This is a genomic window from Curtobacterium sp. C2H10 (genome assembly GCF_025407985.1).
Classification (GTDB): Bacteria; Actinomycetota; Actinomycetes; order Actinomycetales; family Microbacteriaceae; genus Curtobacterium.
On record NZ_JABXGF010000022.1, the window covers coordinates 1 to 23973 of the forward strand.

General features: G+C 72.5%; 25 protein-coding genes. 16 read left to right on the forward strand and 9 right to left on the reverse strand.

The window, feature by feature from the left end:
- Positions 1 to 116 precede the first annotated feature (116 nt).
- From HWD93_RS09860 to HWD93_RS09875, 4 genes are all read right to left on the reverse strand, one after another.
- Positions 117 to 647, reverse strand: coding sequence for a GNAT family N-acetyltransferase (locus tag HWD93_RS09860; RefSeq protein WP_261646715.1), 531 nt, complete (start codon positions 645 to 647; stop codon positions 117 to 119).
- A 23-nt stretch (positions 648 to 670) separates the two neighbouring features.
- Positions 671 to 1609 carry an aldo/keto reductase gene (locus HWD93_RS09865; protein ID WP_261646716.1) on the reverse strand — a complete coding sequence of 313 codons (939 nt, stop codon included), beginning with the start codon at positions 1607 to 1609 and terminating at the stop codon, positions 671 to 673.
- A gap of 126 nt (positions 1610 to 1735) precedes the next feature.
- Positions 1736 to 2347 carry a hypothetical protein gene (locus HWD93_RS09870; protein WP_261646717.1) on the reverse strand — a complete coding sequence of 204 codons (612 nt, stop codon included), beginning with the start codon at positions 2345 to 2347 and terminating at the stop codon, positions 1736 to 1738.
- Between the two features lie 18 nt (positions 2348 to 2365).
- Entirely contained in the window at positions 2366 to 3121 is a 756-nt protein-coding gene (locus tag HWD93_RS09875; protein WP_261646718.1) for an SDR family NAD(P)-dependent oxidoreductase, read from the reverse strand.
- 35 nt (positions 3122 to 3156) lie between these two features.
- Here HWD93_RS09875 and HWD93_RS09880 point away from each other — a divergent pair, with 35 nt between their 5' ends.
- Positions 3157 to 3966 carry a putative RNA methyltransferase gene (locus HWD93_RS09880; RefSeq protein WP_261646719.1) on the forward strand — a complete coding sequence of 270 codons (810 nt, stop codon included), beginning with the start codon at positions 3157 to 3159 and terminating at the stop codon, positions 3964 to 3966.
- A gap of 7 nt (positions 3967 to 3973) precedes the next feature.
- Here HWD93_RS09880 and HWD93_RS09885 read toward each other — a convergent pair whose 3' ends face one another.
- Positions 3974 to 4477, reverse strand: a complete 504-nt coding sequence (locus HWD93_RS09885; protein WP_261646720.1) for a hypothetical protein — start codon at positions 4475 to 4477, stop codon at positions 3974 to 3976.
- A 50-nt stretch (positions 4478 to 4527) separates the two neighbouring features.
- A complete protein-coding gene (locus HWD93_RS09890; RefSeq protein ID WP_092385390.1) occupies positions 4528 to 4935 on the reverse strand; it encodes a VOC family protein in 408 nt (135 codons plus the stop codon).
- A 61-nt stretch (positions 4936 to 4996) separates the two neighbouring features.
- Here HWD93_RS09890 and HWD93_RS09895 point away from each other — a divergent pair, with 61 nt between their 5' ends.
- The 7 genes from HWD93_RS09895 to HWD93_RS09925 all read left to right on the forward strand — a co-directional run bounded on the left by HWD93_RS09895 (position 4997) and on the right by HWD93_RS09925 (position 14009).
- Positions 4997 to 5941 carry a YafY family protein gene (locus HWD93_RS09895; RefSeq protein ID WP_261646721.1) on the forward strand — a complete coding sequence of 315 codons (945 nt, stop codon included), beginning with the start codon at positions 4997 to 4999 and terminating at the stop codon, positions 5939 to 5941.
- 227 nt (positions 5942 to 6168) lie between these two features.
- The gene (gene kdpF / locus HWD93_RS19475) at positions 6169 to 6258 is read left to right on the forward strand and encodes a K(+)-transporting ATPase subunit F (RefSeq protein WP_070417610.1); all 90 of its coding nucleotides are present in this window, start codon (positions 6169 to 6171) and stop codon (positions 6256 to 6258) included.
- On the forward strand, positions 6258 to 7943 hold the full coding sequence (gene kdpA / locus HWD93_RS09905) for a potassium-transporting ATPase subunit KdpA (RefSeq protein WP_261646722.1): 1686 nt from the start codon (positions 6258 to 6260) through the stop codon (positions 7941 to 7943). Before kdpF ends, kdpA begins: the two co-directional genes overlap by 1 nt.
- A gap of 11 nt (positions 7944 to 7954) precedes the next feature.
- Positions 7955 to 10069 (forward strand): potassium-transporting ATPase subunit KdpB, encoded by a 2115-nt coding sequence (gene kdpB / locus HWD93_RS09910; protein WP_139201897.1) that lies wholly within the window; start codon positions 7955 to 7957, stop codon positions 10067 to 10069.
- Positions 10066 to 10674 (forward strand): potassium-transporting ATPase subunit KdpC, encoded by a 609-nt coding sequence (gene kdpC, locus HWD93_RS09915; RefSeq protein ID WP_071295170.1) that lies wholly within the window; start codon positions 10066 to 10068, stop codon positions 10672 to 10674. The genes kdpB and kdpC overlap by 4 nt, the downstream gene beginning before the upstream one ends.
- A 121-nt stretch (positions 10675 to 10795) precedes the next feature.
- A complete protein-coding gene (locus tag HWD93_RS09920) occupies positions 10796 to 13288 on the forward strand; it encodes an ATP-binding protein (protein ID WP_071295171.1) in 2493 nt (830 codons plus the stop codon).
- Between the two features lie 13 nt (positions 13289 to 13301).
- Complete coding sequence (locus HWD93_RS09925) at positions 13302 to 14009, forward strand: response regulator (protein WP_092385376.1); 708 nt, start codon at positions 13302 to 13304, stop codon at positions 14007 to 14009.
- On the opposite strand, the gene HWD93_RS19480 is transcribed toward HWD93_RS09925, so the two are convergent.
- A complete protein-coding gene (locus tag HWD93_RS19480) occupies positions 13993 to 14865 on the reverse strand; it encodes a LuxR C-terminal-related transcriptional regulator (RefSeq protein ID WP_261646723.1) in 873 nt (290 codons plus the stop codon). The genes HWD93_RS09925 and HWD93_RS19480 overlap by 17 nt on opposite strands.
- Positions 14866 to 14975: 110 nt before the next feature.
- Between HWD93_RS19480 and hxlB the strand changes: the two genes are divergently transcribed.
- From hxlB to HWD93_RS09965, 7 genes are all read left to right on the forward strand, one after another.
- A complete protein-coding gene (hxlB, locus tag HWD93_RS09935; RefSeq protein ID WP_070417616.1) occupies positions 14976 to 15536 on the forward strand; it encodes a 6-phospho-3-hexuloisomerase in 561 nt (186 codons plus the stop codon).
- 11 nt (positions 15537 to 15547) lie between these two features.
- Complete coding sequence (gene hxlA, locus HWD93_RS09940; protein ID WP_070417617.1) at positions 15548 to 16186, forward strand: 3-hexulose-6-phosphate synthase; 639 nt, start codon at positions 15548 to 15550, stop codon at positions 16184 to 16186.
- Positions 16187 to 16253: 67 nt separating this feature from the next.
- Positions 16254 to 17342 carry a bifunctional GNAT family N-acetyltransferase/class I SAM-dependent methyltransferase gene (locus HWD93_RS09945; RefSeq protein WP_261646724.1) on the forward strand — a complete coding sequence of 363 codons (1089 nt, stop codon included), beginning with the start codon at positions 16254 to 16256 and terminating at the stop codon, positions 17340 to 17342.
- Positions 17339 to 18079, forward strand: a complete 741-nt coding sequence (locus HWD93_RS09950) for an alpha/beta hydrolase (protein ID WP_261646725.1) — start codon at positions 17339 to 17341, stop codon at positions 18077 to 18079. Before HWD93_RS09945 ends, HWD93_RS09950 begins: the two co-directional genes overlap by 4 nt.
- A 130-nt stretch (positions 18080 to 18209) precedes the next feature.
- On the forward strand, positions 18210 to 18977 hold the full coding sequence (locus HWD93_RS09955; protein WP_261646726.1) for an HAD family phosphatase: 768 nt from the start codon (positions 18210 to 18212) through the stop codon (positions 18975 to 18977).
- 78 nt (positions 18978 to 19055) lie between these two features.
- Positions 19056 to 21566 (forward strand): glycoside hydrolase family 65 protein, encoded by a 2511-nt coding sequence (locus HWD93_RS09960; protein WP_070417620.1) that lies wholly within the window; start codon positions 19056 to 19058, stop codon positions 21564 to 21566.
- 105 nt (positions 21567 to 21671) lie between these two features.
- The gene (locus HWD93_RS09965) at positions 21672 to 22439 is read left to right on the forward strand and encodes an SDR family NAD(P)-dependent oxidoreductase (RefSeq protein ID WP_070417621.1); all 768 of its coding nucleotides are present in this window, start codon (positions 21672 to 21674) and stop codon (positions 22437 to 22439) included.
- Between the two features lie 30 nt (positions 22440 to 22469).
- On the opposite strand, the gene HWD93_RS09970 is transcribed toward HWD93_RS09965, so the two are convergent.
- Together HWD93_RS09970 and HWD93_RS09975 are read right to left on the reverse strand one after the other, a co-directional pair.
- Positions 22470 to 22856: a VOC family protein gene (locus tag HWD93_RS09970; protein WP_261646727.1), complete on the reverse strand. Its 387-nt coding sequence runs from the start codon at positions 22854 to 22856 to the stop codon at positions 22470 to 22472.
- Entirely contained in the window at positions 22853 to 23368 is a 516-nt protein-coding gene (locus HWD93_RS09975) for a DUF1697 domain-containing protein (protein WP_261646728.1), read from the reverse strand. The genes HWD93_RS09970 and HWD93_RS09975 overlap by 4 nt, the downstream gene beginning before the upstream one ends.
- A 75-nt stretch (positions 23369 to 23443) precedes the next feature.
- Here HWD93_RS09975 and HWD93_RS09980 point away from each other — a divergent pair, with 75 nt between their 5' ends.
- The gene (locus HWD93_RS09980) at positions 23444 to 23911 is read left to right on the forward strand and encodes a hypothetical protein (RefSeq protein WP_261646729.1); all 468 of its coding nucleotides are present in this window, start codon (positions 23444 to 23446) and stop codon (positions 23909 to 23911) included.
- Positions 23912 to 23973 lie beyond the last annotated feature (62 nt).

The window sequence follows — 23973 nt, forward strand, 5'->3', positions numbered from 1 at the left end:
CTCGTGCTGCGCACAACCAAACGCACCACGAACCGCGCGGAACCGCGGTTCGACGCGCGTTCGGTTGTGCGACGGCAAGCGACGCCGCGGGCCGCGACCGCGGGCCCCGCGCCGCGTCAGCGCCCGGCGCGCCCGCCGGGCACGCGGTACTTGAACCCGACGTGCGAGCCCGTGAACCCCAGCCGCTCGTAGAACCGGTGCGCGTCCGTCCGGTCCGCGTCCGAGGTCAACTGCACGAGCGGCGTCCCGAGTTCCCGGGCGGCGACGTCGACCACCCACCGCATCACCGCGCTGCCGATCCCGCCCGAGCGCACGCCACTGCTCACCCGGACCGCCTCGACGAGCAGCCGGGCGGATCCACGCCGGGCCATCCCGGGGATCCGCGTGAGCTGCAGCGTGCCGACGACGACGTCCCGCTCGTCCGTCACGACGAGGAGCGCGTTCGCCGGGTCCTCGACGATCGCCCGGAGCGCGGCGGCGTACAGCGGCTCGTCCTCCGGCGCGGCGACGTCCCCGCGTGCGGCACTGATCGGGTCGTCCGACAGCAGCGCCATCAGGGCGTCGAGGTCGTCGGGCGAGGCGTCCCGGACGGTGACCGGGCCGGAGCGGGCGACGAGGGTGACGGGCAGGGTGAGGTCGTGGAGCACGGGTCCCACCCTGCCCGATCCGCTCAGGGGACGGTGTGCCCCGCTGCGGTGAACACGCGGTACCACTCCTCGCGCGAGAGCACGACGTCCGACCCGGCGGCAGAGTCCCGGACGCGCTGCGGGTTCGTCGTGCCGAGGACGACCTGGAAGTGCGCCGGGTGGCGGGTGATCCACGCCACGGCGATGCCCGTCGGGGTGACCCCGTGCGCGGCCGCGAGCTCCTCGAGCACGTCGTTCAGCTCGGCGTAGTGCTCGCGGTCGCCGAGGAAGACGCCGTCGAAGAAGCCCTTCTGGAACGGTGACCAGGCCTGCAGCGTGATGTCGTTGCTGCGCGAGTGGTTGAGGATGTCGTTGTCGCGGTCGATCGACTGGTCGAGGCCGCCCATGTTCGCCGTGACGCCCTGCGCGATGACGTTCGCGTGCGTGATGCTCAGCTGCACCTGGTTGAACGCGAGCGGCTGCTGCACCGAGCGGCGCAGCAGGTCGACCTGCCCCGGCGTGTGGTTCGAGACGCCGAAGTGGTGGACCTTGCCGACGGCGTGCAGCTCGTCGAAGGCCTTCGCGACCTCTTCCGGCTCGACGAGGGCGTCGGGACGGTGCAGCAGGAGGACGTCGATGTGGTCGGTCTGCAGTGCCGTGAGGGACTCGTGCACGGACTCGATGATGTGCTCGTACGAGAAGTCGAAGTACGCGCCGTTCGGGGTCGGGCGGATGCCGACCTTGGTCTGCAGCACGATCTCGGCGCGCTCGGCGGGGGAGAGCGTGACGGCCGCGCCGAACCGCTCCTCGCAGCCGTGCCACCCGCCGTACACCGCGGCGTGGTCGAACATGGTCACGCCCGCGTCGCGCGAGGCGCGGTAGAGCGCACGGATGTCCTCGTCGCTCATGTCGTTGATCCGCATCAGGCCGACGACGACGTCGGAGGCGGTGAGGTCCGTCTGTGGCAACTCCAGTGTCTTCACGCCCTCGATCCTGCCATCGGCGTGCCCGGCCAGGCAGGCCCTGTCCGTACCGGCATCGGTGCGAGCGACGGACGGGAGGCGCGGCTCGGTCCCGCCACGGCCGTCGCGGCCGTCAGGCGGTCCGGTTCAGGGCACCAGGACCGCGAGCACACCGGTCCCGTCGGCCCAGCCGCCGGTGAGCGTGCGACCAGCGGGCAGCTCCGCCCCGACGGCACGGGCGACGACGAGCGTCCCGTGGTCGGTCGCGACGGAGGTCAGGGCGCCGGAGGTCTGCGCGTCCACGGTCGTCACGGTGGGGGAGTCGGCGTCGGACCCGCTGCCCGAGGCCGTCCCCTCGGCGTCCCACGCCCCGGATCCGTCGGCGCGCTCGAGGGTGGCCTCGTGCCCGCCCGTGGCGATCGCCCGGCGCAGGACGTCGGCGTACACCGGGTCGCCCACGGCGTCGTAGACCCAGCGTCGTCCGAGCACGGAGTGGTCCATCTCGGTCACGAGGAAGGCCTCGGCGCCGACGAGCGGTGCGCCGCGGTAGGTCAGCGGTGCCTGGAGCACCCGACCGTCCGTGGTGCGCACGAGCACCGTCTCGACGCCGACCTCGCCCGCGGGGTCGTCGAACCGGAACTTCCCCGCGATCGCGAGGTCGTCGCCGGCGGACACCTCGCTCCAGGGCTGGTCCGGCAGCCAGGCGGCGAGCGCCTCGAGCTTCGACGGGCGGAGTTCTGCACGGTGGATGACGGCCATGCCCCGACCGTACCGGGGTCAGTGCACGGAGAACCCGCCGTCGATCGCGATCGACTGCCCCGTGACGTACGCCGAACCGGGGCCGGCGAGGAACACCGCGGCGGCGGCGAAGTCCGAGGCGAGCCCGTTCCGCCCGACCAGGGTCCGTGCCGCGAGGGCGGCGACGGTCGCGGGGTCGGCACCGAGCCGTTCGTTGAGCGGGGTCCGGACGAAACCGGGGACGAGGACGTTGGAGGTGACCCCGTGCCCGGACCAGGCCTCTGCCTGGGACCGGGCCAGCGCCTCCAGGCCCGCCTTCGAGACCCCGTACGCGCCGCTGGCGGCGAAGGGGCGGTGCGCCTGCTGGGAGCTGATGCCGATGATCCGGCCGTACCCGCGAGCGGCCATGCCGGGCGCGAGCCGCTGCCCGAGCACGAACGGCGCGTCGAGGTTCACGGCCATCGTGGCGTCCCAGGTGTCCTCGTCGAGGTCGGCCATGGGCGGCCGCAGGTTGATCCCCGCGGAGTTGACGAGCACGTCGACATCGCCCGCAGTGTCGGCGAGGGCGTGGGCTCCGGCGCGCGTGGACAGGTCTGCGACGATGCCGTCGGCCGAGCCACCCGCCTGCCGGATCGCAGCGACGGTGGCGTCGATGGTCGCCGCTGTCCGGGCAGCGACGAGCACGTGTGCGCCGGCGTCCGCGAGGGCGGTGGCGATCGCTCGCCCGATGCCGGAACTGCCTCCCGTCACCAGGGCGGTGCGTCCGTCGAGGCCGAAGAGCTGCTGCAGCGACATCCGGCCAGGTTAGCGAGGCCCCGTACGCTGGGCCGGTGCGTGACGACCTGCTGCCGATGCTCGCCTGCCCTGTCTGCGCCGAGCCCCTCGGCCGTGTCGACGGTGGCCAGGTCGGCTGCGCCACGGGCCACCGGTTCGACGAGGCCAAGCAGGGGCACCTCACGCTGCTGCCCGCGAAGCGTCGTGCGCTGACGGCGGACACCCCGGAGATGGTCGACGCCCGACTCCGCTTCCTGGGGCGCGGGCACTACGCGCCGGTCGAACGGGCCGTGGCCCGGGCGGTCGCGTCCGTGGACGTGCCCGGTGTCGTCCTCGACGTCGGGTCCGGGCCGGGCACGTACCTCGCGCACGCGCTCGAGGCCGTCCCGCGGCTCGGGGTCGCGCTCGACCTGTCCGCGGTCGCGATCCGACGGGCCGCTCGCATCCACGAGCGTGCGGGGGCCGTCGTCGGGGACGTGACCGAGCGCCTCCCGGTCGTCGACGGCGCAGCCGCGGTCGTGCTGGACGTCTTCGCGCCACGCAACCAGACGGAGTACGCCCGTGTGCTGCACCCCGAGGGCCTCCTCGTGGTGGTGACCCCGCGCACCGGACACCTGGCGGAGCTGGCCGAGGCGACGATCACGGTGGACCCCGAGAAGGAACGGCGGCTGCACGACTCCCTCACGCCCGCGTTCGAGCAGCGTTCGGCCGAGGACCTCACGTGGACGATGGAGCTGTCCGCCGAGGACGTCCACGACGTGGTGCACATGGGGCCGAGCCACCACCACGTCGACCCGGAGCAGGTGTTCGCGCCGACGAGCGTCACCGCTGCCGTGACGGTCAGCACGTGGAGTCCCGCGCGCTGACCGCCCGTCACCGCGCCCGTCGCCGGGCGGTGTGGGCTCGCCCACGTGCACGATCGACCGCGATCCCGGTCCGGGCGAGCAGGAGCACGGCGCCGACACCACCCGCGCCGATCGGGGTCACGAACAGGCCGAGGTCCGTCCCCGGCAGCCGCCACCAGTCGATCGACCACGCGGCGACGACCGCGAACGCCAGCAGCAGTCCGGCTCGCCACCACCAGCGCCCCGGCAGCCGTCCGACGCCGAGCGTGGCCAGCACCAGGAGCGCCCAGCACCCCTCCGGCGCGAAGGACCGCGGGTCGTTCGTCCCGCAGGTGGACACGGCGCACTCCCACCGGACCTGGTCGGCCACGCCCGCGTACCAGCGGAACAGCAGCACGGCCGCGACGAGGGCGAGGAGCGCCACCGGCGGCCCGGCCCATCGCCACACCCGGCCGAACCGGGAGCGGCGTCGACGCGCGGCCACCCACCCGTCGCCGAGCTCGTAGCCGGGCATCGGACGGAACTCGGGCATGCCGGCACGCTACCGGCGGTCGGATTTCGTGGGGAAGTGGCTCGGAAACGTCACGCGACGTCGAGCGCCCAGATCACGCCGAAGCGGTCGCGGAGCTGCCCGGCCAGCGGCGCCCAGGCCGACGGACCGAGCGGCTGCCGGATCTCGGCCCCCTCGGACAGCGCCGCCCAGTACCGCTCGAGCTCGGCCGCGTCGTCACCGTGCACGTACACGTAGAAGGCGTTCGTGCCCTGGTCGTACGGCTGCCCCGGCCAGACGTCGAAGGCCATCACCCGCAGCCCGGCGTCGGTGGCGACCTGACCCCAGACGATGCGGTCGGCCCAGTCCGGCTCGTCCGAGGCGCCCATCGCACCGTAGGTCATGGACGCGACCTCGCCGCCGAAGACCGAGGCGTAGAAGTCGAGGGCCGCGCGGGCCTGTCCGTCGAAGTTGAGGTGGGTTGTCGTTTCGATGCTCATGGGACCAGCATCCCGGGCATTGCGGTCAAATCCTGTCCGCTTCTCCACCGATACTGGAGGCATGTCCGGACCGTCCTCGCGCATGCTCGCGCTGCTCTCGCTGCTGCAGGTGCACCGGGACTGGCCCGGCGACGAGCTCGCCGGGCGGCTCGAGGTCAGCCCGCGCACGCTCCGCCGCGACGTCGACCGGCTCCGCGGCCTCGGCTACCGAGTGGAGGCACTGCGCGGCCCGGCCGGCGGGTACCGGCTGGCAGCGGGTGCGGACCTGCCCCCGCTCCTGTTCGACGACGACCAGGCGGTCGCGATCGCCATCGCGCTCGCCGTGGCACCCGCGTCCGGTGCGGACATCGCCGAATCGGCCGCCCGGGCGCTCGCGACGGTGCGGCAGGTGATGCCCGCGCGTCTGCGCACACGGGTGGACGCGATCGACGCGGTCACGTCGGCCGGCCGCACCCCCGTCGACCCGGAGGTCCTCGTCGCGGTGAGCGAGGCCGTCCACCTCGGCGAGGTCCTCCGCTTCGGGTACGGCCCCGACGAGACGCCCCACCGGGTCGAGCCGCACGCGGTGGTCGCCCGGAACGGCCGCTGGTACCTGCTCGACTGGGACCTCGACCGCGACGACTGGCGTACCCACCGCGTCGACCGCATCACCCCGCGGATGCGGACGCGCGTGCCGTTCACGACACGGCCCGTGCCCGGTGGCGATCCGGCAGCGTTCGTGGCCGCGCGGTTCAAGGGGTCCGACCGCGAGGACGTCTGGCCGTGTACCGGCACCGCCGTCCTCGAGGTGCCGGCCGAGACCGTCGCGCCGTACCTCCCCGACGACGCCGTGCTCGAGCCGCTCGGCCCGGACCGGTGCCGTCTCACGCGCGGCTCCTGGTCGTGGGAGGGCCTCGCGGCGGCGTTCGCCGGTGCCACCGCGGACTTCACCGTCGAGGGGCCCGACGAACTCCGTGCGGCGACGGCCGTGCTCGCCGAGCGGCTGGGGCGAGCGAGCGGGCGTTAGTGACGCGCATGCGTGTGTCAGGAGCGCGTCAGGAAACCGTTAGGGACGGGTCCGGAGGGGCGGTGCCGGATCCAGCATCGGTTCGGCACCACACGTGGTGCCGTCCGCGTCGCCCGGCGCGGACCCCGTGAACCTCTGGAGTCCCTCGTGTTCGACGTCTTCGTCGTCGCCGGTGTCCTCGCCGTGTTCGGCGTGGTGGCACTCATCGCCAAGGCGGTGGAACGGCTGTGATCGTCATCACCATCGCCGCCGCCGTCCTCGGCGTCGCCTCGCTCGTGTACCTCGTCTGGGCCCTCGTGCGCCCGGAGAAGTTCTGATGAGCACCGCGGACACGTGGGCCGGGATCGTCCAGGTCGCCACCCTCGTGCTGCTGCTCGTCGTCGCCTACCGGCCGCTCGGCGACTGGATGGCGCGGGTGTTCACGCCGACGCGGCACAGCCGGATCGAGCGCGGGGTCTACCGGGTGATCGGCGTCGACCCCGATGCCGAGCAGTCGTGGCCCGCGTACCTGCGCGGCGTGCTGCTCTTCAGCGCCGTCGGGCTGCTGCTCGTGTACCTCCTGCAGCGCATCCAGGTCGTGCTGCCCGGCGACCTCGGGCTGCCGAACGTCGGTCCGTCGCTCGCGTTCAACACGGCGGCCTCGTTCGTCGCGAACACGAACTGGCAGTCGTACTCGCCCGAGGTCACCGTCGGGTACACGGTGCAGATGGCCGGCCTCGCGGTGCAGAACTTCCTCTCCGCGGCGGTCGGGCTCGCCGTCGCCGTGGCGCTCGTCCGCGGCTTCGCCCGTCGACGCTCCGGCACGCTCGGCAACGTCTGGGTGGACGTCGTCCGCGGGACCGGCCGGCTCCTGCTGCCGGGAGCGTTCGTGTTCGCGATCGTGCTCGTCGCCGGTGGTGTCATCCAGTCGTGGGGGAGCGGCACCGACGTCACGACCCTGATCGGCGGGACGCAGCACATCCCGGACGGGTTCGTCGCCTCGCAGGAGGCCATCAAGGAACTCGGCACGAACGGTGGCGGCTACTTCAACGCGAACTCGGCGCACCCGTTCGAGAACCCCCAGGCGTGGACGAACCTCGTCGAGGTCTTCCTCATGCTCGTCATCCCGTTCTCGCTGCCGCGCACGTTCGGCCGCATGGTGGACGACGACCGTCAGGGCTACGCGATCCTCGCCGTGATGGGCGCGATCTTCCTCGTCTCGCTCTCGGTGATGTCGATCGCCGAGCTCGGTGGCGGCGGCAGCGCGACCCACGCCGCCGGGGCCGCCATGGAGGGCAAGGAGGTGCGGTTCGGCATCCTCGGCACGACGCTCTTCGGGACGACGTCGACCGCGACGTCGACCGGCGCCGTGAACGGCATGTTCGACAGCTTCACGCCGATCGGCGGGATGATGGCGCTCGTCAACATGATGCTCGGCGAGGTCACCCCCGGCGGCGTCGGCTCCGGGCTGTACGGGATGCTCGTGCTCGCGGTCATCACGGTGTTCATCGGCGGGCTGCTCGTCGGTCGGACCCCCGAGTACCTCGGCAAGAAGATCCGGGCCCGCGAGATGACCTTCGCGTCGCTCTACATCCTCGTCACCCCGACCCTGGTGCTCCTCGGCACCGGCCTGTCCCTGGTGCTCCCGGGCGTCCGTGAGCAGGTCGTCGGCACGTCGATCTTCAACCCGGGCAACCACGGCCTGTCCGAGCTCCTCTACGCCTTCACCTCGGGCGCGAACAACAACGGCTCGGCGTTCGGCGGCCTGACGGCGAACACGACGTGGATGAACTCCGCGCTCGGCGTCGTGATGCTGCTCGGCCGGTTCGTCCCGATGGTGTTCGTGCTGGCGCTCGCCGGGTCCCTCGCGACCCAGGACCGGGTGCCGGAGACCGTCGGCACGCTGCCCACGCACCGGCCGCTGTTCATCGTCCTGCTCGGCGGCGTCGCCGTCGTCGTGACCGCACTCACCTACTTCCCGGTGCTCGCACTGGGACCGCTCGCAGAAGCCCTCGCCCGATGAAAGCCGAGACCATGACCACCGCGACCTCCGAGCACGAGGCGACCAGCGCCTCCAGGCCGGCCACACGCTCGTCCGCCTTCGGACCCCGTCAACTCGTGGCGGGCCTCCCGGGTGCCCTGCGCAAACTCGACCCGCGACTGATGTGGCGGAACCCCGTCATGTTCATCGTCGAGGTCGGCGCCGCGCTGACGACGGCAGCAGCCGTCGTCGAGCCGTCCGCGTTCACCATCGCCATCGCCGTGTGGCTCTGGCTCACCGTCGTCTTCGCGAACCTCGCGGAGTCGGTGGCCGAGGGCCGGGGCAAGGCGCAGGCCGACACGCTGCGGAAGACCCGCTCGACCACGAGTGCCCGTCGGGTGCTCCGGTACGACCGGTCCGACGCGGCGGCGACCGGCAACGAGACCGAGGAGGTCGCGTCCGTCGACCTCGCCAAGGGCGACGTCGTGGTCGTCGTCGCGGGCGAGGTGATCCCGGGCGACGGCGACGTCGTGGACGGCATCGCGTCCGTCGACGAGTCGGCCGTGACCGGTGAGTCCGCCCCGGTCATCCGCGAGTCCGGCGGCGACCGGAGTGCCGTCACCGGCGGCACCCGGGTGCTCTCGGACCGCATCGTCGTGCGCATCACGTCGACCCCTGGTGAGACCTTCATCGACCGGATGATCCGGCTCGTCGAGGGTGCCGCCCGGCAGAAGACGCCGAACGAGATCGCGCTGAACATCCTGCTCGCCTCGCTGTCGATCGTGTTCGTGATCGTCTGCCTGACGATGCAGCCGATCGCCGGGCTCGTCGGGGCGACCGTCAGCGTGCCGGTGCTCATCGCCCTGCTCGTCTGCCTCATCCCGACGACGATCGGTGCCCTGCTCTCCGCGATCGGCATCGCGGGCATGGACCGACTCGTGCAGCACAACGTCCTGGCGATGTCCGGCCGTGCGGTCGAGGCCGCCGGGGACATCACGACCCTGCTGCTCGACAAGACCGGGACGATCACGTACGGCAACCGTCGGGCGTCGCGCGTGGTGCCGGTCCCCGGTGTCACGGAGCCGGCCCTGATGGAGGCGGCTGCCCTGTCGTCTGCCGCGGACGGGACCCCCGAGGGGCGGTCCATCGTCGACCTCGCCGCGGGAGCGGGCGTCGCCCCGGACCTCCCCGCCGGTGCCGTCGAGGTGCCCTTCACCGCACAGACGCGCATGTCCGGCGTCGACCTGCCCGATGGCAGCTCCGTGCGCAAGGGTGCCGCTTCGGCAGTGCTCGCCTGGGCTGCAACCGGCTCAGCGGGTGTCCCCGAAGCGGTCGCGCAGGCCATCGACGCCACGGTGGTCGAGGTCTCGGACCAGGGCGGTACCCCGCTCGTCGTCGGACGCCGCGCACCCTCCGGTGCGGTCACGCTGCTCGGGGTCGTCCACCTCAAGGACGTCGTCAAGGACGGCATGGCGGCACGGTTCGCCGAGCTGCGCGAGATGGGGATCCGCACGGTGATGATCACCGGCGACAACCCGCGCACCGCGAAGGCGATCGCCGCCGAGGCCGGTGTGGACGACTTCCTCGCCGAGGCCACGCCGGAGGACAAGCTCGCCCTGATCCGCAAGGAACAGGAGGGCGGCAACCTCGTCGCGATGACCGGTGACGGCACGAACGACGCCCCGGCCCTGGCGCAGGCGGACGTCGGCGTGGCGATGAACACCGGGACGACCGCGGCGAAGGAGGCCGGCAACATGGTCGACCTCGACTCGGACCCGACGAAGCTCATCGACGTCGTCCGGATCGGCAAGCAGCTGCTCATCACCCGCGGGGCGCTCACGACGTTCTCGATCGCGAACGACATCGCCAAGTACTTCGCGATCATCCCCGCGATGTTCCAGATGGCGTTCCCCGGGCTCGCCGCGCTCAACGTCATGGGGCTGCACAGTCCCGCGTCCGCGATCCTCAGCGCCGTCATCTTCAACGCGCTCGTGATCGTGGCGCTCATCCCGCTGTCCCTCCGCGGCGTCGCCTACCGCGCCGCCTCGGCATCGTCGATCCTCGGCCGGAACCTGCTCCTCTACGGGCTCGGCGGCGTGGTCGTCCCCTTCATCGGCATCAAGCTCATCGACCTCGTGGTCGGTCTCATCCCGGGGTTCTCCTCATGACGTCTGCATCTCGTTCCTCGTTCCGCTCACTCGGGGTGGCCGTCCGGCTCACCCTCCTCAGCACCGTGGTGCTCGGCATCGCCTACCCGCTCGCGGTGTGGGGCGTCGGCCAGGCCGCGTTCCACGACCAGGCGAACGGCTCGATGGTGACGTCGTCGGACGGCACCGTCGTCGGGTCGTCGCTCATCGGGCAGTCGTTCGACGGCCGCGGAGCCGACCGGTGGTTCCAGTCGCGGCCGAGCGCCGCGGGGGAGAAGGGCTACGACGCCGGGGCGTCGAGTGGGTCGAACCTCGGGCCGTCGAACCCCGACCTGCTCCGCAGCGTGCAGGAGCGGCGTGCGGCGGTCGCGAAGGCCGACGGGGTCCCCGTCGCCGAGGTGCCGGCGGACGCGGTGACGGCGTCGGGCTCCGGCCTCGACCCGGACATCAGCCCGGAGTACGCGCTGCAGCAGGTGTCCCGCGTGGCCGCTGCGCGGGGGATGTCGGAGTCGGCGGTGCGCACGCTCGTGGAGCAGCACACCGAGGCGCGGCAGCTCGGGTTCCTCGGGGAGCCCGTGGTGAACGTGCTCGAGCTGAACCTGGCGCTCGCGAAGGCGTCGGCGTGACCCGTGGCGCGGATCGCTCCCGCACAACCGAAGTCACACCGAACCGCGCGGAACCGCGGTTCGCACGGACTTTGGTTGTGCGGGCGCTCCCCGCACCCCTCGGACGCGAGAGGATGAGCACGTGAAGCGCGGGAAGCTGCGGGTCCTGCTCGGTGCGGCGCCCGGTGTCGGCAAGACGTTCACGATGCTCGAAGAGGGGCACCGACTGCGCGCCGAGGGCCGCGACGTGGTCGTCGCCGTCGTCGAGACCCACGGCCGCGCCGCCACGGCCACACTGGTCGACGGGCTCGAGGTCGTTCCCCGTCGCATCGTGGAGCACCGCGGCGTCCAGCTCGACGACCTCGACCTCGAGGCCGTGCTGGCCCGCCGACCCGACATCGCCCTCGTCGACGAGCTCGCCCACACCAACGCGCCCGGCAGCACGAACGAGAAGCGCTGGCAGGACGTCGAGGCGATGCGGGACGCCGGGATCGACGTCATCTCCACCGTGAACGTGCAGCACATGCAGTCCCTCGGCGACGTCGTCCGCGAGATCACCGGCACCGTCCAGCGCGAGACCGTCCCGGACGCCGTGGTGCGCGCCGCGGACCAGATCGAGGTGGTCGACCTCGCCCCGGCGGCGCTCCGCGAGCGGCTGTCGGACGGGCTCGTCTACCCGGCGACCCGGATCGACGCGGCGCTGTCGAACTACTTCCGGCTCGGCAACCTCACCGCCCTGCGCGAGATCGCCCTGCTCTGGCTCGCCGACGAGGTCGACGACGCACTCAAGGCCTATCGCGCCGAGCACGGCATCGACCACCGGTGGGAGACCCGGGAACGCGTCCTCGTCGCCCTGACCGGCGGCCCCGAGGGCGAGACCCTGCTGCGCCGCGGCGCCCGGATCGCCGCCCGCAGCGCCGGCGGCGAGCTCGCCGCCGTGCACGTCACGACGAACGACGGCCTCCGCGAGCGCCACCCGGGGGCGCTCGGGAAGCAGCGCACCCTGCTCGAACAGCTCGGCGGGACGTACCACCAGGTGGTCGGCGACGACGTGCCGACGACGCTGGTGCGGTTCGCGAAGTCGATCGACGCGACGCAGATCGTCATCGGGGTCAGCCGCCGCAGCCGGCTCGCCGCGGCGATCACGGGCCCGGGCATCGGCAACACCGTCATCCGCGAGTCCGGCGACATCGACGTCCACGTCGTCACCCACGAGCGGGCGGGCGGTGGCTTCGCCCTCCCGAGGCTCGGCGGCAGCCTGTCCCGCGGCCGGATCGTCGCCGCGTTCGTGCTCTCCCTCGTTGCCGGTCCACTGCTCACCTGGCTGCTGTCGTTCAGCACCGACCCCGACTCGATCACCGTGGACGTGCTCGCCTACCAGCTGCTCGTGCTCGTGGTGGCGCTCGTCGGCGGGATGTGGCCGGCCGTCTTCGCCGCCGTGCTGTCCGGGCTGAGCCTCGACTTCTTCTTCGTGCAACCCCTGCACCGGGTCACCGTGCAGCAGCCGTGGCACCTGGTCGCCCTCGTCATGTACGTCATCAGTGCCGTGCTCGTGAGCTTCGTCGTGGACCGCTCTGCCCGTCGCTCGCGAGCCGCCCGCCGCGCCGCCGCCGAGTCGGGCCTCCTCATGGGGATCGCCGGCAGCGTGCTCCGCGGCGACGACGCCCTGCAGGCGCTGCTCGACCGGACGCGCGAGGCCTTCGGCTTCGCCGGCGTCCGGATCCGGCAGGGCGACGAGGTGCCGGCCACGTCCGGGACGTTCGGCGAGACGCCGGACGCCGCCACGTCCCTCCCGTCCGGCGCCGTCCTGGAGTTCGCGGGCGCCCCCGACGACCCGACCCAGCGCCGACTGCTGCGCGTCGTCGAGCAGCAGCTCGACGCCGCCGTCGAGCACCGCGACCTCACCCGTGCGGCCGTCGACGCCGAGCGCATCGCGGCGGTGGACCGGGTGCGGAGCGCGATCCTCGCGGCCGTCGGCCACGACGTGCGGCGGCCGATCGCGGCCGCCTCGGCGGCCGTGCAGACGCTGCGGGCGCCGGACATCGAGTTGTCGGCGGACGACCAGGAGGCGCTGCTCGCCACCGCCGACGAGAGCCTGCGTCAGCTCGCGGTGCTGTTGGCAGACCTGCTGGACGTCAGTCGCGTGCAGGCCGGGGTGCTCGCCGTGACGCCGGTGCCGCTCGCCCTCGAGACGGTGGTCGCCCCCGCGCTCGACGAGCTCGAGCTCGGTCCGGACGACGTCGACCTCGACCTGCCCGCCGACCTCCCGCCGGTGCTCGCCGACGCGGTGCTGCTGCAGCGCGTCGTCGTGAACCTCCTCGCCAACGCCGTGCGGTACGCCCCGGAGGACACCCGGGTCCGCATCGCCGCGAGCGCGTTCGGCGGCGGCGTCGAGCTCCGGGTGGCCGACCACGGCCCCGGCATCCCGTCGGACCGCGTCGACGAGGTGTTCCAGCCGTTCCAGCGCCTCGGCGACACCGACAACGACACCGGACTCGGACTCGGACTGGCCCTCGCCCGCGGGTTCACCGAGGGCATGGGCGGCACGATCGAGGTCGACGACACCCCCGGCGGCGGACTCACCGTCGTGGTGCGGCTGCCGATCGCCGGACACCTGGGAGTGGAGATCCGATGAAGGGCCGTGCGCGATGAAGGTCTTGATCGCCGACGACGACGTGCAGCTCGTCCGGGCGCTCGCCGTGACGCTGGCCGCCCGCGGGTACGACGTCGTCACCGCCCGGGACGGCCGGGCCGCGATCGACGCGGTCATCACCGAGCGGCCCGACCTCGTGCTGCTCGACCTCGGGATGCCCCGGCTCGACGGCATCGGGGTGCTCGAGGGCATCCGGGCCTGGTCGCAGGTCCCGGTGCTCGTGCTCTCCGGTCGGACCGACTCGTCGGACAAGGTCGACGCACTCGACGCCGGCGCGGACGACTACGTCACGAAGCCCTTCCAGATGGACGAGCTGCTCGCCCGACTCCGGGCGCTCGGACGGCGGCAGGTCGCGGCAGCGTCGGCCGCGGGTGCGACGCCCTCGGTGTCGATCGGGGACCTCGTCGTCGACCTCGTCGCGAAGCAGGTCACGCCGCCGTCCGGTCCGGCCATCCGACTGACCCCGACCGAGTGGCGGCTGCTCGAGGTCCTCGTGACGAACCCCGACCGGCTCATGACGCGCGAGATGCTCCTCACCGACGTGTGGGGACCGTCGCACGGCAACGACTCCGGGTACCTACGGCTGTACATGGCGCAGCTGCGGCGGAAGCTCGAGCCGGACCCGGGACACCCCCGCTACCTGGTGACCGAGTCGGGCATGGGCTACCGCTTCAGCCCCGCCGGGATCACGCCCGGGAACTGACCGCGGCGAGCTCCGCCCGGGTCCGCGCGCCGAGCTTCCGGAGCAGGTTCGCCACGTGGTACTTCACCGTGTTCGGGCTGATCCCGAGCCCGTCGGCGATCTCCCGGTTGCCGATCCCGGTGGCGACGAGCCGCAGCACGTCCTGCTCCCGCGGCGTGAGGTCGGACGCCTCCGACGACACCGGGGTCCCCGCCGGCGGGTCGAGCGGGATCGCGATGTCGAGCACGGACCCCCAGCCCGCCGTGGACGCCACGTGCAGTTCGCCGTCGAGGGTCGCGACCCGCTCGGCGATCGGCCGGACGGTGTCGTCGTGCACGTCGAGCGTGCCGGCTCCGTCGTCGCGGAGCTGCATGAGCAGGTTCCGGCCGTCGCAGTCCCACTGGATCCGGACGCGTCGCGCAGCTCCCTCGTCGACGAGGGCGAGCACCGCCGTCCGCACGATCGCCCGGGCGCTGTGGGCGACGTCGCCGGGGAGTGCTCGACCGGTCGCCGGCGGTTCCACGAACTGCACGTCGAGGTCCCCGAACCGGACGAGCGGACGGAGGTCGGCCCGGAGCCGCGAGAACGCCCCCGTGACCGGTTCGAGCAGGGCTCCGCGCTGCCGGTCCGTCACGGTCCGGAGGTCGACGAGCGCTGCCGACGCGATCTCGACGGCCTCGGCACGGGCGGCCGCGTCGCCCACGCGCGGCGACCGGAGCACGGCGAGCACCGACTCCAGGGTGAGTGCGTGCCGGTCCGCCTGCTCCGCGACGGTGCGCGCGTGGTCGGCGGCGGCGAGGCGTCCTGCGGGGTCGCGCCGCGCCTCCTGGACGGCCGACGGAGCCGCCGTCCCGTCGTCGCGCACGGTGTCGGTCACGTGACCAACCGTACGACTCCCACCCGAGCGGGTGGGGCCACCCGATCGGACGGGGACCCCGCCGTGTCGGGTAGCGGCGGCGGACCCGCGTCCCGACGACGATCGATGGCATGCCCGCTGACACCGTGACCGACGCCCTCGCCCTGATCGTCCGCGAGTCCGCCGACCTCGCCGAGACGGTCCGGGGCGACACGGATGCCGCGCTCGAGCTCCTCAGCGGTGCCGAGCGCGTGTTCGTCCACGGGGCCGGCCGCTCCGGCCTCGCGCTGCGGATGACGGCCATGCGGCTCATGCACCTCGGACTCGACGTGCACGTCGTCGGCGAGGTGACGACCCCGGCCATCCGGACGGGGGACGTCCTGCTCGTCGCGAGCGGCTCCGGCACGACCACCGGCATCGTCCAGGCGGCGCGCACCGCGGTCGACGTCGGCGCTGACGTGCTCGCCGTGTCGACGACCGACGACTCGCCGCTCGGCGCGCTCGCCGCCGTCACCCTCGTCGTCCCCGCCGCGACGAAGACGGACCGGTCGGGCAGCGCCTCCGAGCAGTACGCGGGCAGCCGCTTCGAGCAGGCCGTGGTCCTGCTCGGCGACGCACTCTTCCACGCCCTGTGGACCCGGAGCGGACGCTCCGCCGACGACCTGTGGCCCAGCCACGCCAACCTCGAGTGAAAGGCACACCCATGCAGATCCAGTTCGCCATCGACACCCTCACCACCGAGGCCGCGCTCGACCTCGCCGCGAAGGCCGCCCCGAGCGTCGACGTCCTCGAGCTCGGCACGCCGCTCATCAAGAGCGCCGGGCTCTCCGTCATCACCGCGATGAAGGAGGCCCACCCGGACAAGACCGTGTTCGCCGACCTCAAGACCATGGACGCCGGCGAGCTCGAGGCGGACATCGCGTTCGCCGCGGGCGCCGACCTGGTCACCGTCCTCGGCGTCGCCGGGGACTCGACCATCGCGGGCGCCGTCGCCGCTGCCGAGAAGCACGGCAAGGGCGTCGTCGTCGACCTCATCGGCGTCGCGGACAAGCCCGCCCGGGCCCGTGAGGTCGTCGCCCTCGGCGCGCAGTTCGTCGAGGTGCACGCGGGGCTCGACGAGCAGGCCGAGGAGGGCTTCACCTTCTCCACCCTGCTCGAGGCCGGCGAGGCCTCCGGCGTCCCCTTCTCGATCGCGGGCGGCGTGAACGCGTCGTCGATCGCGGCCGTGCAGGCGTCCGGAGCGATCATCGCCGTCGCCGGGAGCGCCATCTACAGCGCGGACGACGTCGCAGCCGCGGCGGCGGAGCTGCGTGCGGCCGTCACGGAGGCTGCGGCGGTCTGATCCGGCCCAGGAGGCGCGGGTCGGCCCGGCAGGGTCGGCTCGCACCCGCGGGCGGTAGCGTCGGGGCGTGACGATCGCGCTGCGCCGGGTGACGGCGGACGACTGGGAGACCTGGCGTCCGGTCCGGCTCGCGGCGCTCGCGGACGCTCCCGAAGCCTTCGGGTCCACGCTCGCCGACTGGGCCGACGCGCCCGAGCACCGGTGGCGGACCCGCCTCTCGATCCCCGGAGCGCTCGACCTGCTCGCCCACGCCGAGGACGACTCCGTCGTCGGCATGGCCAGCGGCGTCCTGGGCGAGGACCCCGGCACCGCCGAACTCATCTCGATGTGGGTCGACCCCGCCGCCCGCTGCCGAGGGATCGCGGCCGCGCTCATCCGTGCGGTTGCGACCTGGGCCGCGAGCGCCGGGGCCGACACCCTCGAACTGTCGGTCATGCCGGACAACGCCACGGCCCGTCGCACGTACGAGCGCTGTGGCTTCACCGCGGCCGACGAGCCCGGTGACCCGCGGCCCGACGGTCGGCACGAGGTCGTGATGCGTCGTGACCTCGCCGCCGAGCGCACGCTGGACGCCTACGAGCGTGCTGCCGACCGCTACGCCGAGCGCACCGACGACCACCGTGCCGGGCTCGTCGACGACCTGCTCGCACTCGTCCCGGTCGGGGCGCGGGTGCTCGAGCTCGGGTCGGGCCCGGGGCGTGACGCCCTCGCGCTCGAGGCTGCCGGACTCGTCGTCGACCGGACCGACGGAGCGCGGTCGTTCGTCGACGCGCTGCGGTCCGCGGGGCACGAGGCGCGCCTCGTCGACGTGCGCTCGGACGCGTTCGGCGGCCCGTACGACGCCGTGTTCGCGAACGCCGTGCTGCTGCACGTCGGTCGGACGGAGCTCGAGGGCGTCCTCGTGCGGCTCCGCGACGCCCTGCACCCCGGCGGTGTGCTGGCCGCCACCGTGAAGCTCGGCGACGGCGACGCGTGGAGCACGCGGAAGCTCGACCTCGCGCGACACTTCACCTACTGGACGCCGGGACCCCTGGCCGAGGTCGTCAGCCGTTCCGGCTGGACCGACGTCGACGTCCGTGAGACCACGCGCCCGGGTGCCGACGAGCGCTGGCTCACCGTCACCGCCCGACGCCCGCAGGAAGCAGGGAGACCATGAACCGAGCACTCCGCTGGACCGCCTGGGTCGTCGCCGTGATCGTGCTGATCGCGGTGGTGTTCCTCGTCTGGGCGAACATCGTCATGCAGGGCACCCGGAGCGCGGCGCTGCAGGTCTGGCGTGACGACCGTGTGGCCGTCCGGGACGCCGGGGACGCCGTGGTGATGACGCCGACCGGCACGGCGAACGGCGCGGGCATCGTGTTCATCCCGGGCGCGAAGGTCGATCCGTACGCGTACATGGCGACGTTCCGGCAGGTGGTCGCCAGCGGGACGACCGTCGTCATCACGAAGCCGACGCTGCACCTCGCCTTCTTCGACACCCGCCCGCTGTCGACGTTCGAGTCCCACGCCCCCGACGTCCGGTCCTGGGCGGTCGGCGGTCACTCGCTCGGTGGCGTGCGCGCGTGCCAGCTCGCGCCGGACGCCGACGGGCTGCTCCTGCTCGGCAGCTACTGCGCGAACGACATCAGCAAGTCGTACATCAGCGTGCTCAGCGTCTCGGGGTCGCGTGACGGGCTCTCCACCCCCGAGAAGGTCGACGCCGCGCGGCACCTGCTGCCGTCGAACGCGATGACGGTCGAGGTGCAGGGCGCGAACCACTCCGACTTCGGTGCGTACGGTGCGCAGCCCGGCGACGACACCGCGACGATCTCGCGGACCGACGCCCGGCAGCAGATCGGTTCGGCGATCGAGGAGTGGGTGCGGACGCTGCCGTCGGGCGCTGCGCTGCGCTGAACCTCCTGCACAGCGAACGAGTGTGTGAACTCTTTCCACAGGGGCCCGGCGCGCCTGAACGCCGGTCCTGGAGCGGTCCTAGACTCGTCCGGAAGCAACGTCGACGACCCCGTCCCCCGGAGGGCAGCACATGACGACGCCGGACCGGCGCACACCCGCGCGACTCGCTGACCAGCGAGCGCTCCTGTTCGACCTGGACGGTGTCCTCACCCCCACCGCCGACGTCCACATGCGTGCGTGGAGCCGGCTGTTCACGCCCTACCTCGCCCAGCACGGCGTCGCTCCGTACACGGAACAGGACTACTTCGCGTACGTCGACGGCAAGCCCCGGTACGACGGGGTGCGTTCCCTGCTCGAGTCCCGCGGCATCGACCTGCCGCAGGGCACCCCGGACGACCCGCCGGACGCCGACACGGTGTGCGGGCTCGGCAACCGGAAGAACGCCGAGTTCACGGCCGAGCTGACCGAGCACGGGGTGGAGCCCTACCCCGGTTCGCTCCGGTTCCTCATCGCCGCCATCGACGCCGGGTTGTCCGTCGCCGTCGTGTCGAGCTCCGCCAACGCCGTGCAGGTGCTCCGCACGGCCGGCATCCTCGAGCGCTTCCCCGTGGTGGTCGACGGCCTCGTCGCCCGCGAAGACGGTCTGGCCGGCAAGCCCGCGCCCGACACCTACCTCGACGCCGCGAGCCGGTTCGGCCTGACCGCTGCCCAGTGCGTCGTGGTCGAGGACGCCACGAGCGGGGTCGAGGCGGGACGGAACGGTGCCTTCGGGCTCGTCATCGGCGTCGATCGCGGAGCCGGGGCCGACGCGCTCCGGGCGCACGGCGCCGACGTCGTGGTCGGCGACCTCGACGAACTCGTCGACGAGCTGCCGGAACCGGCCACGAGCACGACGTAGGCGAAGCGGCCGGGGCGATCCGCGCCTCCAGGCCCTCCCGACCCTCCCCACGAACACCCTCCTTCCCCACGGAGCACCATGAACCCCATCACCTCCGACCCGCTGGACCGCGTCCGCTACCCGATCGACGAGTGGGCCCTCGTCGAGACCGAGTACGCGCCCGACGAGCAGGGCGTCGCCGAGACGAACTTCGCCGTCGGCAACGGGTACCTGGGCCTGCGCGGCAACCTCGACGAGGGTCGTGGCGGCGTGCAGTACGGCACGTACATCAACGGTTTCCACGAGACCTGGCCGATCCGCCACGCCGAGGACGCCTTCGGCTTCGCGAAGACCGGGCAGACGATCATCAACGCGCCCGACGCCAAGGTGATCCGCCTGTACGTCGACGACGAACCGCTCGTCCTGGCCGAGGCGGACATCCTCCGGCACACCCGGCGGCTCGACTTCCGGGGCGGGTACCTGTTCCGCGAGACCGAGTGGTCGACGCCCTCGGGCAAGCGCGTGCTCATCCGGTCGCGGCGGCTGGTGTCGTTCACCGACCGACACCTGGCGGTCATCGACTACGAGGTGACCGTGCTCGACGCGGACGCCTCGATCCTGCTGTCGAGCCAGATCCTCAACCGGCAGGACGTGCAGGACGAGTACCACGCGGGGATGCGTGCGGCGGCGAACGCGTTCGACCCGCGCAAGGCCGAGGCGTTCACCGAGCGGGTGCTCGAGCCGAAGCTCAAGCGCAGCACCGGCGGCCGTTCGCTGCTCGGGTACCAGGCGGCGAGCTCGGGCATGACGATCTGCGTCGGCGTCGAGCACCACCTCGAGACCGAGAACAGCTGGGACGAGTCCTCGTCGATCGAGGACGACCTGGCGAAGCACGTCTACCGCGTGCAGGCGCGCGCCGGGCAGCCGATCCGCCTGACGAAGCACGTGGTCTACCACACGTCCCGCGGGGTCCCGGCGCGCGAACTCGCCGACCGCTGCGAGCGGACCCTCGATCGCTCGCGTGCCGAGTCCGTCGACGCCGCGTTCGCGCGGCAGGCCGAGTGGATGGACGACTTCTGGGCGCGGAGCGACGTCGAGATCGTCGGGCAGCCCGCGCTCCAGCAGGCCGTCCGGTGGAACCTGTTCATGCTCGCGCAGGCCACGGCCCGGACCGACGGGCACGGCATCGCGGCGAAGGGCGTCACGGGGTCCGGGTACGGCGGCCACTACTTCTGGGACATGGAGATCTACGTCCTGCCGTTCCTGTCGTACACGGCGCCGATCGTCGCCCGGAACGCCCTGCGGTTCCGCTACAACATGCTCGACGCGGCTCGGTCCCGCGCCCGCGAGCTGAACCAGCACGGCGCGCTGTTCCCGTGGCGGACGATCAACGGCGAGGAGTCCAGCGCCTACTACGCCGCCGGCACCGCGCAGTACCACATCGACGCGGACATCGCGCATGCGCTCATGCAGTACGTCCGCGCCTCGGACGACCGCGAGTTCCTCAAGCGCGGAGCGATCGACATCCTCGTCGAGACCGCCCGCCTGTGGGAGGACCTCGGGTTCTGGCGGTCGAACGGCGACAAGAAGTTCCACATCGACGGCGTCACCGGTCCCGACGAGTACACGACGGTCGTCGACGACAACCTCTACACGAACGTGATGGCCCGGGCGAACCTGTGGTTCGCCGTGAACGCCTGCCGCGAGCTCGCAGCCGACGACCCGGAAGAGTACGAGCGCATGGTGCGGCGGACCGGGCTGCAGGCGCAAGAGGTCACCGACTGGGAGCACGCGGCCGAGTCGATGGAGATCCCGTTCGACCCGCACCGTGGCATCCACCCGCAGGACGCCCAGTTCCTCGACAAGGAACTCTGGGACCTCGACAACACCCCCGAGAGCAAGCGCCCGCTGCTGCTCCACTACCACCCGCTGGTGATCTACCGGTTCCAGGTCCTCAAGCAGGCCGACGTCGTGCTCGCGCTGTTCCTGCAGGGGCACGAGTTCACCGCTGCCGAGAAGCGTCGCGACTTCGACTACTACGACGCCCTCACGACGGGCGACTCCACGCTGTCGGCGGTCGTGCAGTCGATCATGGCGGCCGAGGTCGGCTACCACGACCTCGCGTTGCAGTACTTCCAGACGGCGCTGTACGTCGACCTCGCCGACCTGCACGGCAACACGACCGACGGGGTGCACATCGCCTCGACGGGCGGCATCTGGGGCGCGGTCGTGAACGGGTTCGGCGGCATGCGGGACCACGGCGGCCGGATGACCTTCAACCCGCGGCTGCCGAAGGACTGGGAGCGGATCACCTACCGCCTGACGGTGCGCGGATCGCGTGTGCGCGTCGACCTCGAGCAGGACGCCATGACCTTCACGGTCGAGACGGGCTCCGGGTTCACCGCGTGGGTGCACAACCAGCAGTGGGACGTCACCGCCGGCGAGCCGACCGTCGTGCCGCTGCCGCACCAGGGCCCGCGGATGTCCGGGCGCGCGCCGACGACGGCCGACATCCAGGGCACCCTGCGTGCCGACGGATCGGTCGTCACCGCGTCGATCCCGACGATCTCGCTCGACCGCGACCTGGAGCCGGACGACACGACCGCCTGACACCCTCCGAACGCGCCCAGGCGGGTGCGGGCACCATGGCTCGCCGTGCCCCGCTGGGCCGATGGCGTCTCCCCGGGCACGGATCGTGCAACGAGAGGAGACACCATGGGCAACCGGTTCGAGGGCAGGGTGGCGATCGTCACGGGTGCCGGGTCCGGCATCGGCGAGGCGACCGCGCGGGCGTTCGTCGACGAGGGCGCGTCCGTCGTCCTGACCGACAGCGTCGACGAGAAGGTGCGAGCGGTCGGCGACAGCCTGCCGAGCGACCGGGTCGTGGCGCTCCACGCGGACGTCGCGAGCCCGGCCGACTGGCAGCGGGTCGTCGACACGGCCATCGAGCGGTTCGACCGCATCGACGTGCTCGTGAACAACGCCGGCACCTTCAGCTCCGGCGACATCACGGACATCACGCCGGACGAGTGGCACCGCGTGATCGAGACCGACCTCTCCAGCGTGTTCTACGGCACCCGTGCGGCGCTGCCGTTCCTCCGTGCCACGAAGGGGTCGATCGTGAACACCTCGTCGGTGTCCGGCGAGGACGCGGACTGGCGGATGAGCCCCTACAACGCGGCGAAGGGCGGGGTCTCGAACTTCACCAAGGCCGCCGCGCTCGACAACGGGCAGTTCGGCGTCCGCGTGAACGCCGTGGCGCCGGGGCTCGTGTGGACGGACCTCACGCAGGACCAGGCGGAGGACGAGGAGCTGCAGGAGAAGTTCGAGGAGCGGATCGCCCTCGGCCGCGCGGGTCGTGCGCACGAGGTCGCGGCGGCCGTGCTGTTCCTGGCGAGTGACGCGGCGTCGTTCATCACCGGGGCGATCCTGCCGGTCGACGGTGGCACCACCGCGAGCAACGGGCAGCCGCCGCAGTCCTGACCGTGGCTGTCCGCGGCCGGTCGTCGCCGCTCAGTCGGCGACGAGTTCGACCTTGAACCGTTCGGCGTCCTCGAGGAACGCCGCGTGGTGGTCCGGCCCGCCGGCGTGCGGATGGCGGTCCTCGTAGAGGCGTCGCCATCCGTGCGCGGGCGCGGCCGCCCAGATCCGGGCCACGTCGTCGGTGCCACCGGCGTGGAACGCGAGGTGGCTCAGGCCCGGGCGTCGTCGATCGTGCTCGCCCGGCAGCGGGGCGGTCTCGAGCACGACGTACAGGTCGCCGAGCCGCCAGCTCCGCCCGTCGGGCCACCGCTGGAAGGGCCCGTGGCCGAGCTCGGTCAGGAGCCAGTCCCACGCGGGACCGGACGCGTCGAGGTCGGCGGTGCGCAGTTCGACGTGGTGCAGACCACCCCGGCTCACAGGAGCTTCCGGAGCGTGTTCGCGTTGCGGGTCGTCGTCGTCCGCTTGAAGCGTGCGGCACCGGCCCGCTTGGCGAACACCGTGTCCGTGCTCGACCCCTTCGGGCACGACCAGTAGACGACTCCCGCACCCCGGGCAACGCGCTCGACGGACTCGTCGACCTCGAGGTCGGCCAGCAGGTCGTCGAGGGCGTCCTCGTCGGAGCCGAACACGACGTAGTCGTGGCGGTCCTCGGCGGCGGGGAACGGGAAGCCGTCCACGACGGCGGCGAGGTCGTCGTGGGGGACGAGCACGATCCAGGCGTCGTAGCCGAAGCGGTCCCGGAGCGACTGCTCGATGTCGGTCTTCAGCGCCGCGGCCGTGCCGTCCGAGCCGAACACCACGTTCCCCGAGGCGAGGACGGTCCGGACGTCCTGGTAGCCGCGTTCCCGGAACAGCGCCGCGAGTTCGGCGCTCCTGATCGTGATCCCGTTGACGTTCACCCCGCGCAGCAGCGCGACCCACCTGGTCATGCCCGAACCGTACCGCCCCCGGCCGACCCCCGGCACCTCGGAGCGGTGGGAGCAGCGGTCCGGTAGACGGGACCCATGACGAACGACGCACCGCACGACGACGCACAGGGCCCCGACGAGCAGCACCGCGTGCCCGAGGGGGTCTCGGACGCCACGGTCGAGGCGCTCGGCACCCTGTCGGCAGCGGTCGAGGTGATCGAGCACGCCCGCGGACTGCTCTACGGCTTCCACCGGCTGACCGGGAAGGCGGACCTGAACCTCGGCGAGGCCGTCGAGCAGCTCCGGGACGCCGGCCACACCGAGCTGGCGGACCGCATCGACTCGGAGCTCGTCGGACGCAACGTCATCGCCGGCCGGTGGACGTTCCAGGTCGTCGAGGACTACGACGACGGGTACTACGCCCTCGCGAAGGAGCTCGAACGGACCGCGCGGGACGAGCTCGTGCAGGGCCGGAAGCACCTGTTCGAGGCGGGCATGAAGGAGGACCGGCGCTCCCGGGGCCGACGCCACCACGAGGCGACGCCGGCCGACCTGGCGGACTGAGGCCGCGCCTCCCGGACCCGGTGCCCGCGCACAACGCAAGTCGCCCCGAACCACGACTGTCC

Excerpts from the sequence above, each read along its gene's own strand:
- kdpA (WP_261646722.1), top strand. The coding sequence starts at position 6,258 with ATGAGCACCGCGGACACGTGGGCCGGGATCGTCCAGGTCGCCACCCTC.
- kdpB (WP_139201897.1), top strand. The coding sequence starts at position 7,955 with ATGACCACCGCGACCTCCGAGCACGAGGCGACCAGCGCCTCCAGGCCG.
- hxlA (WP_070417617.1), top strand. The coding sequence starts at position 15,548 with ATGCAGATCCAGTTCGCCATCGACACCCTCACCACCGAGGCCGCGCTC.
- HWD93_RS09890 (WP_092385390.1), bottom strand. The coding sequence starts at position 4,935 with ATGAGCATCGAAACGACAACCCACCTCAACTTCGACGGACAGGCCCGC.
- HWD93_RS09955 (WP_261646726.1), top strand. The coding sequence starts at position 18,210 with ATGACGACGCCGGACCGGCGCACACCCGCGCGACTCGCTGACCAGCGA.
- HWD93_RS09895 (WP_261646721.1), top strand. The coding sequence starts at position 4,997 with ATGTCCGGACCGTCCTCGCGCATGCTCGCGCTGCTCTCGCTGCTGCAG.
- HWD93_RS09975 (WP_261646728.1), bottom strand. The coding sequence starts at position 23,368 with ATGACCAGGTGGGTCGCGCTGCTGCGCGGGGTGAACGTCAACGGGATC.
- HWD93_RS09965 (WP_070417621.1), top strand. The coding sequence starts at position 21,672 with ATGGGCAACCGGTTCGAGGGCAGGGTGGCGATCGTCACGGGTGCCGGG.
- HWD93_RS09885 (WP_261646720.1), bottom strand. The coding sequence starts at position 4,477 with ATGCCCGAGTTCCGTCCGATGCCCGGCTACGAGCTCGGCGACGGGTGG.
- HWD93_RS09870 (WP_261646717.1), bottom strand. The coding sequence starts at position 2,347 with ATGGCCGTCATCCACCGTGCAGAACTCCGCCCGTCGAAGCTCGAGGCG.
- HWD93_RS09960 (WP_070417620.1), top strand. The coding sequence starts at position 19,056 with ATGAACCCCATCACCTCCGACCCGCTGGACCGCGTCCGCTACCCGATC.
- HWD93_RS09980 (WP_261646729.1), top strand. The coding sequence starts at position 23,444 with ATGACGAACGACGCACCGCACGACGACGCACAGGGCCCCGACGAGCAG.
- HWD93_RS09875 (WP_261646718.1), bottom strand. The coding sequence starts at position 3,121 with ATGTCGCTGCAGCAGCTCTTCGGCCTCGACGGACGCACCGCCCTGGTG.
- HWD93_RS09925 (WP_092385376.1), top strand. The coding sequence starts at position 13,302 with ATGAAGGTCTTGATCGCCGACGACGACGTGCAGCTCGTCCGGGCGCTC.
- HWD93_RS09950 (WP_261646725.1), top strand. The coding sequence starts at position 17,339 with ATGAACCGAGCACTCCGCTGGACCGCCTGGGTCGTCGCCGTGATCGTG.
- kdpC (WP_071295170.1), top strand. The coding sequence starts at position 10,066 with ATGACGTCTGCATCTCGTTCCTCGTTCCGCTCACTCGGGGTGGCCGTC.
- hxlB (WP_070417616.1), top strand. The coding sequence starts at position 14,976 with ATGCCCGCTGACACCGTGACCGACGCCCTCGCCCTGATCGTCCGCGAG.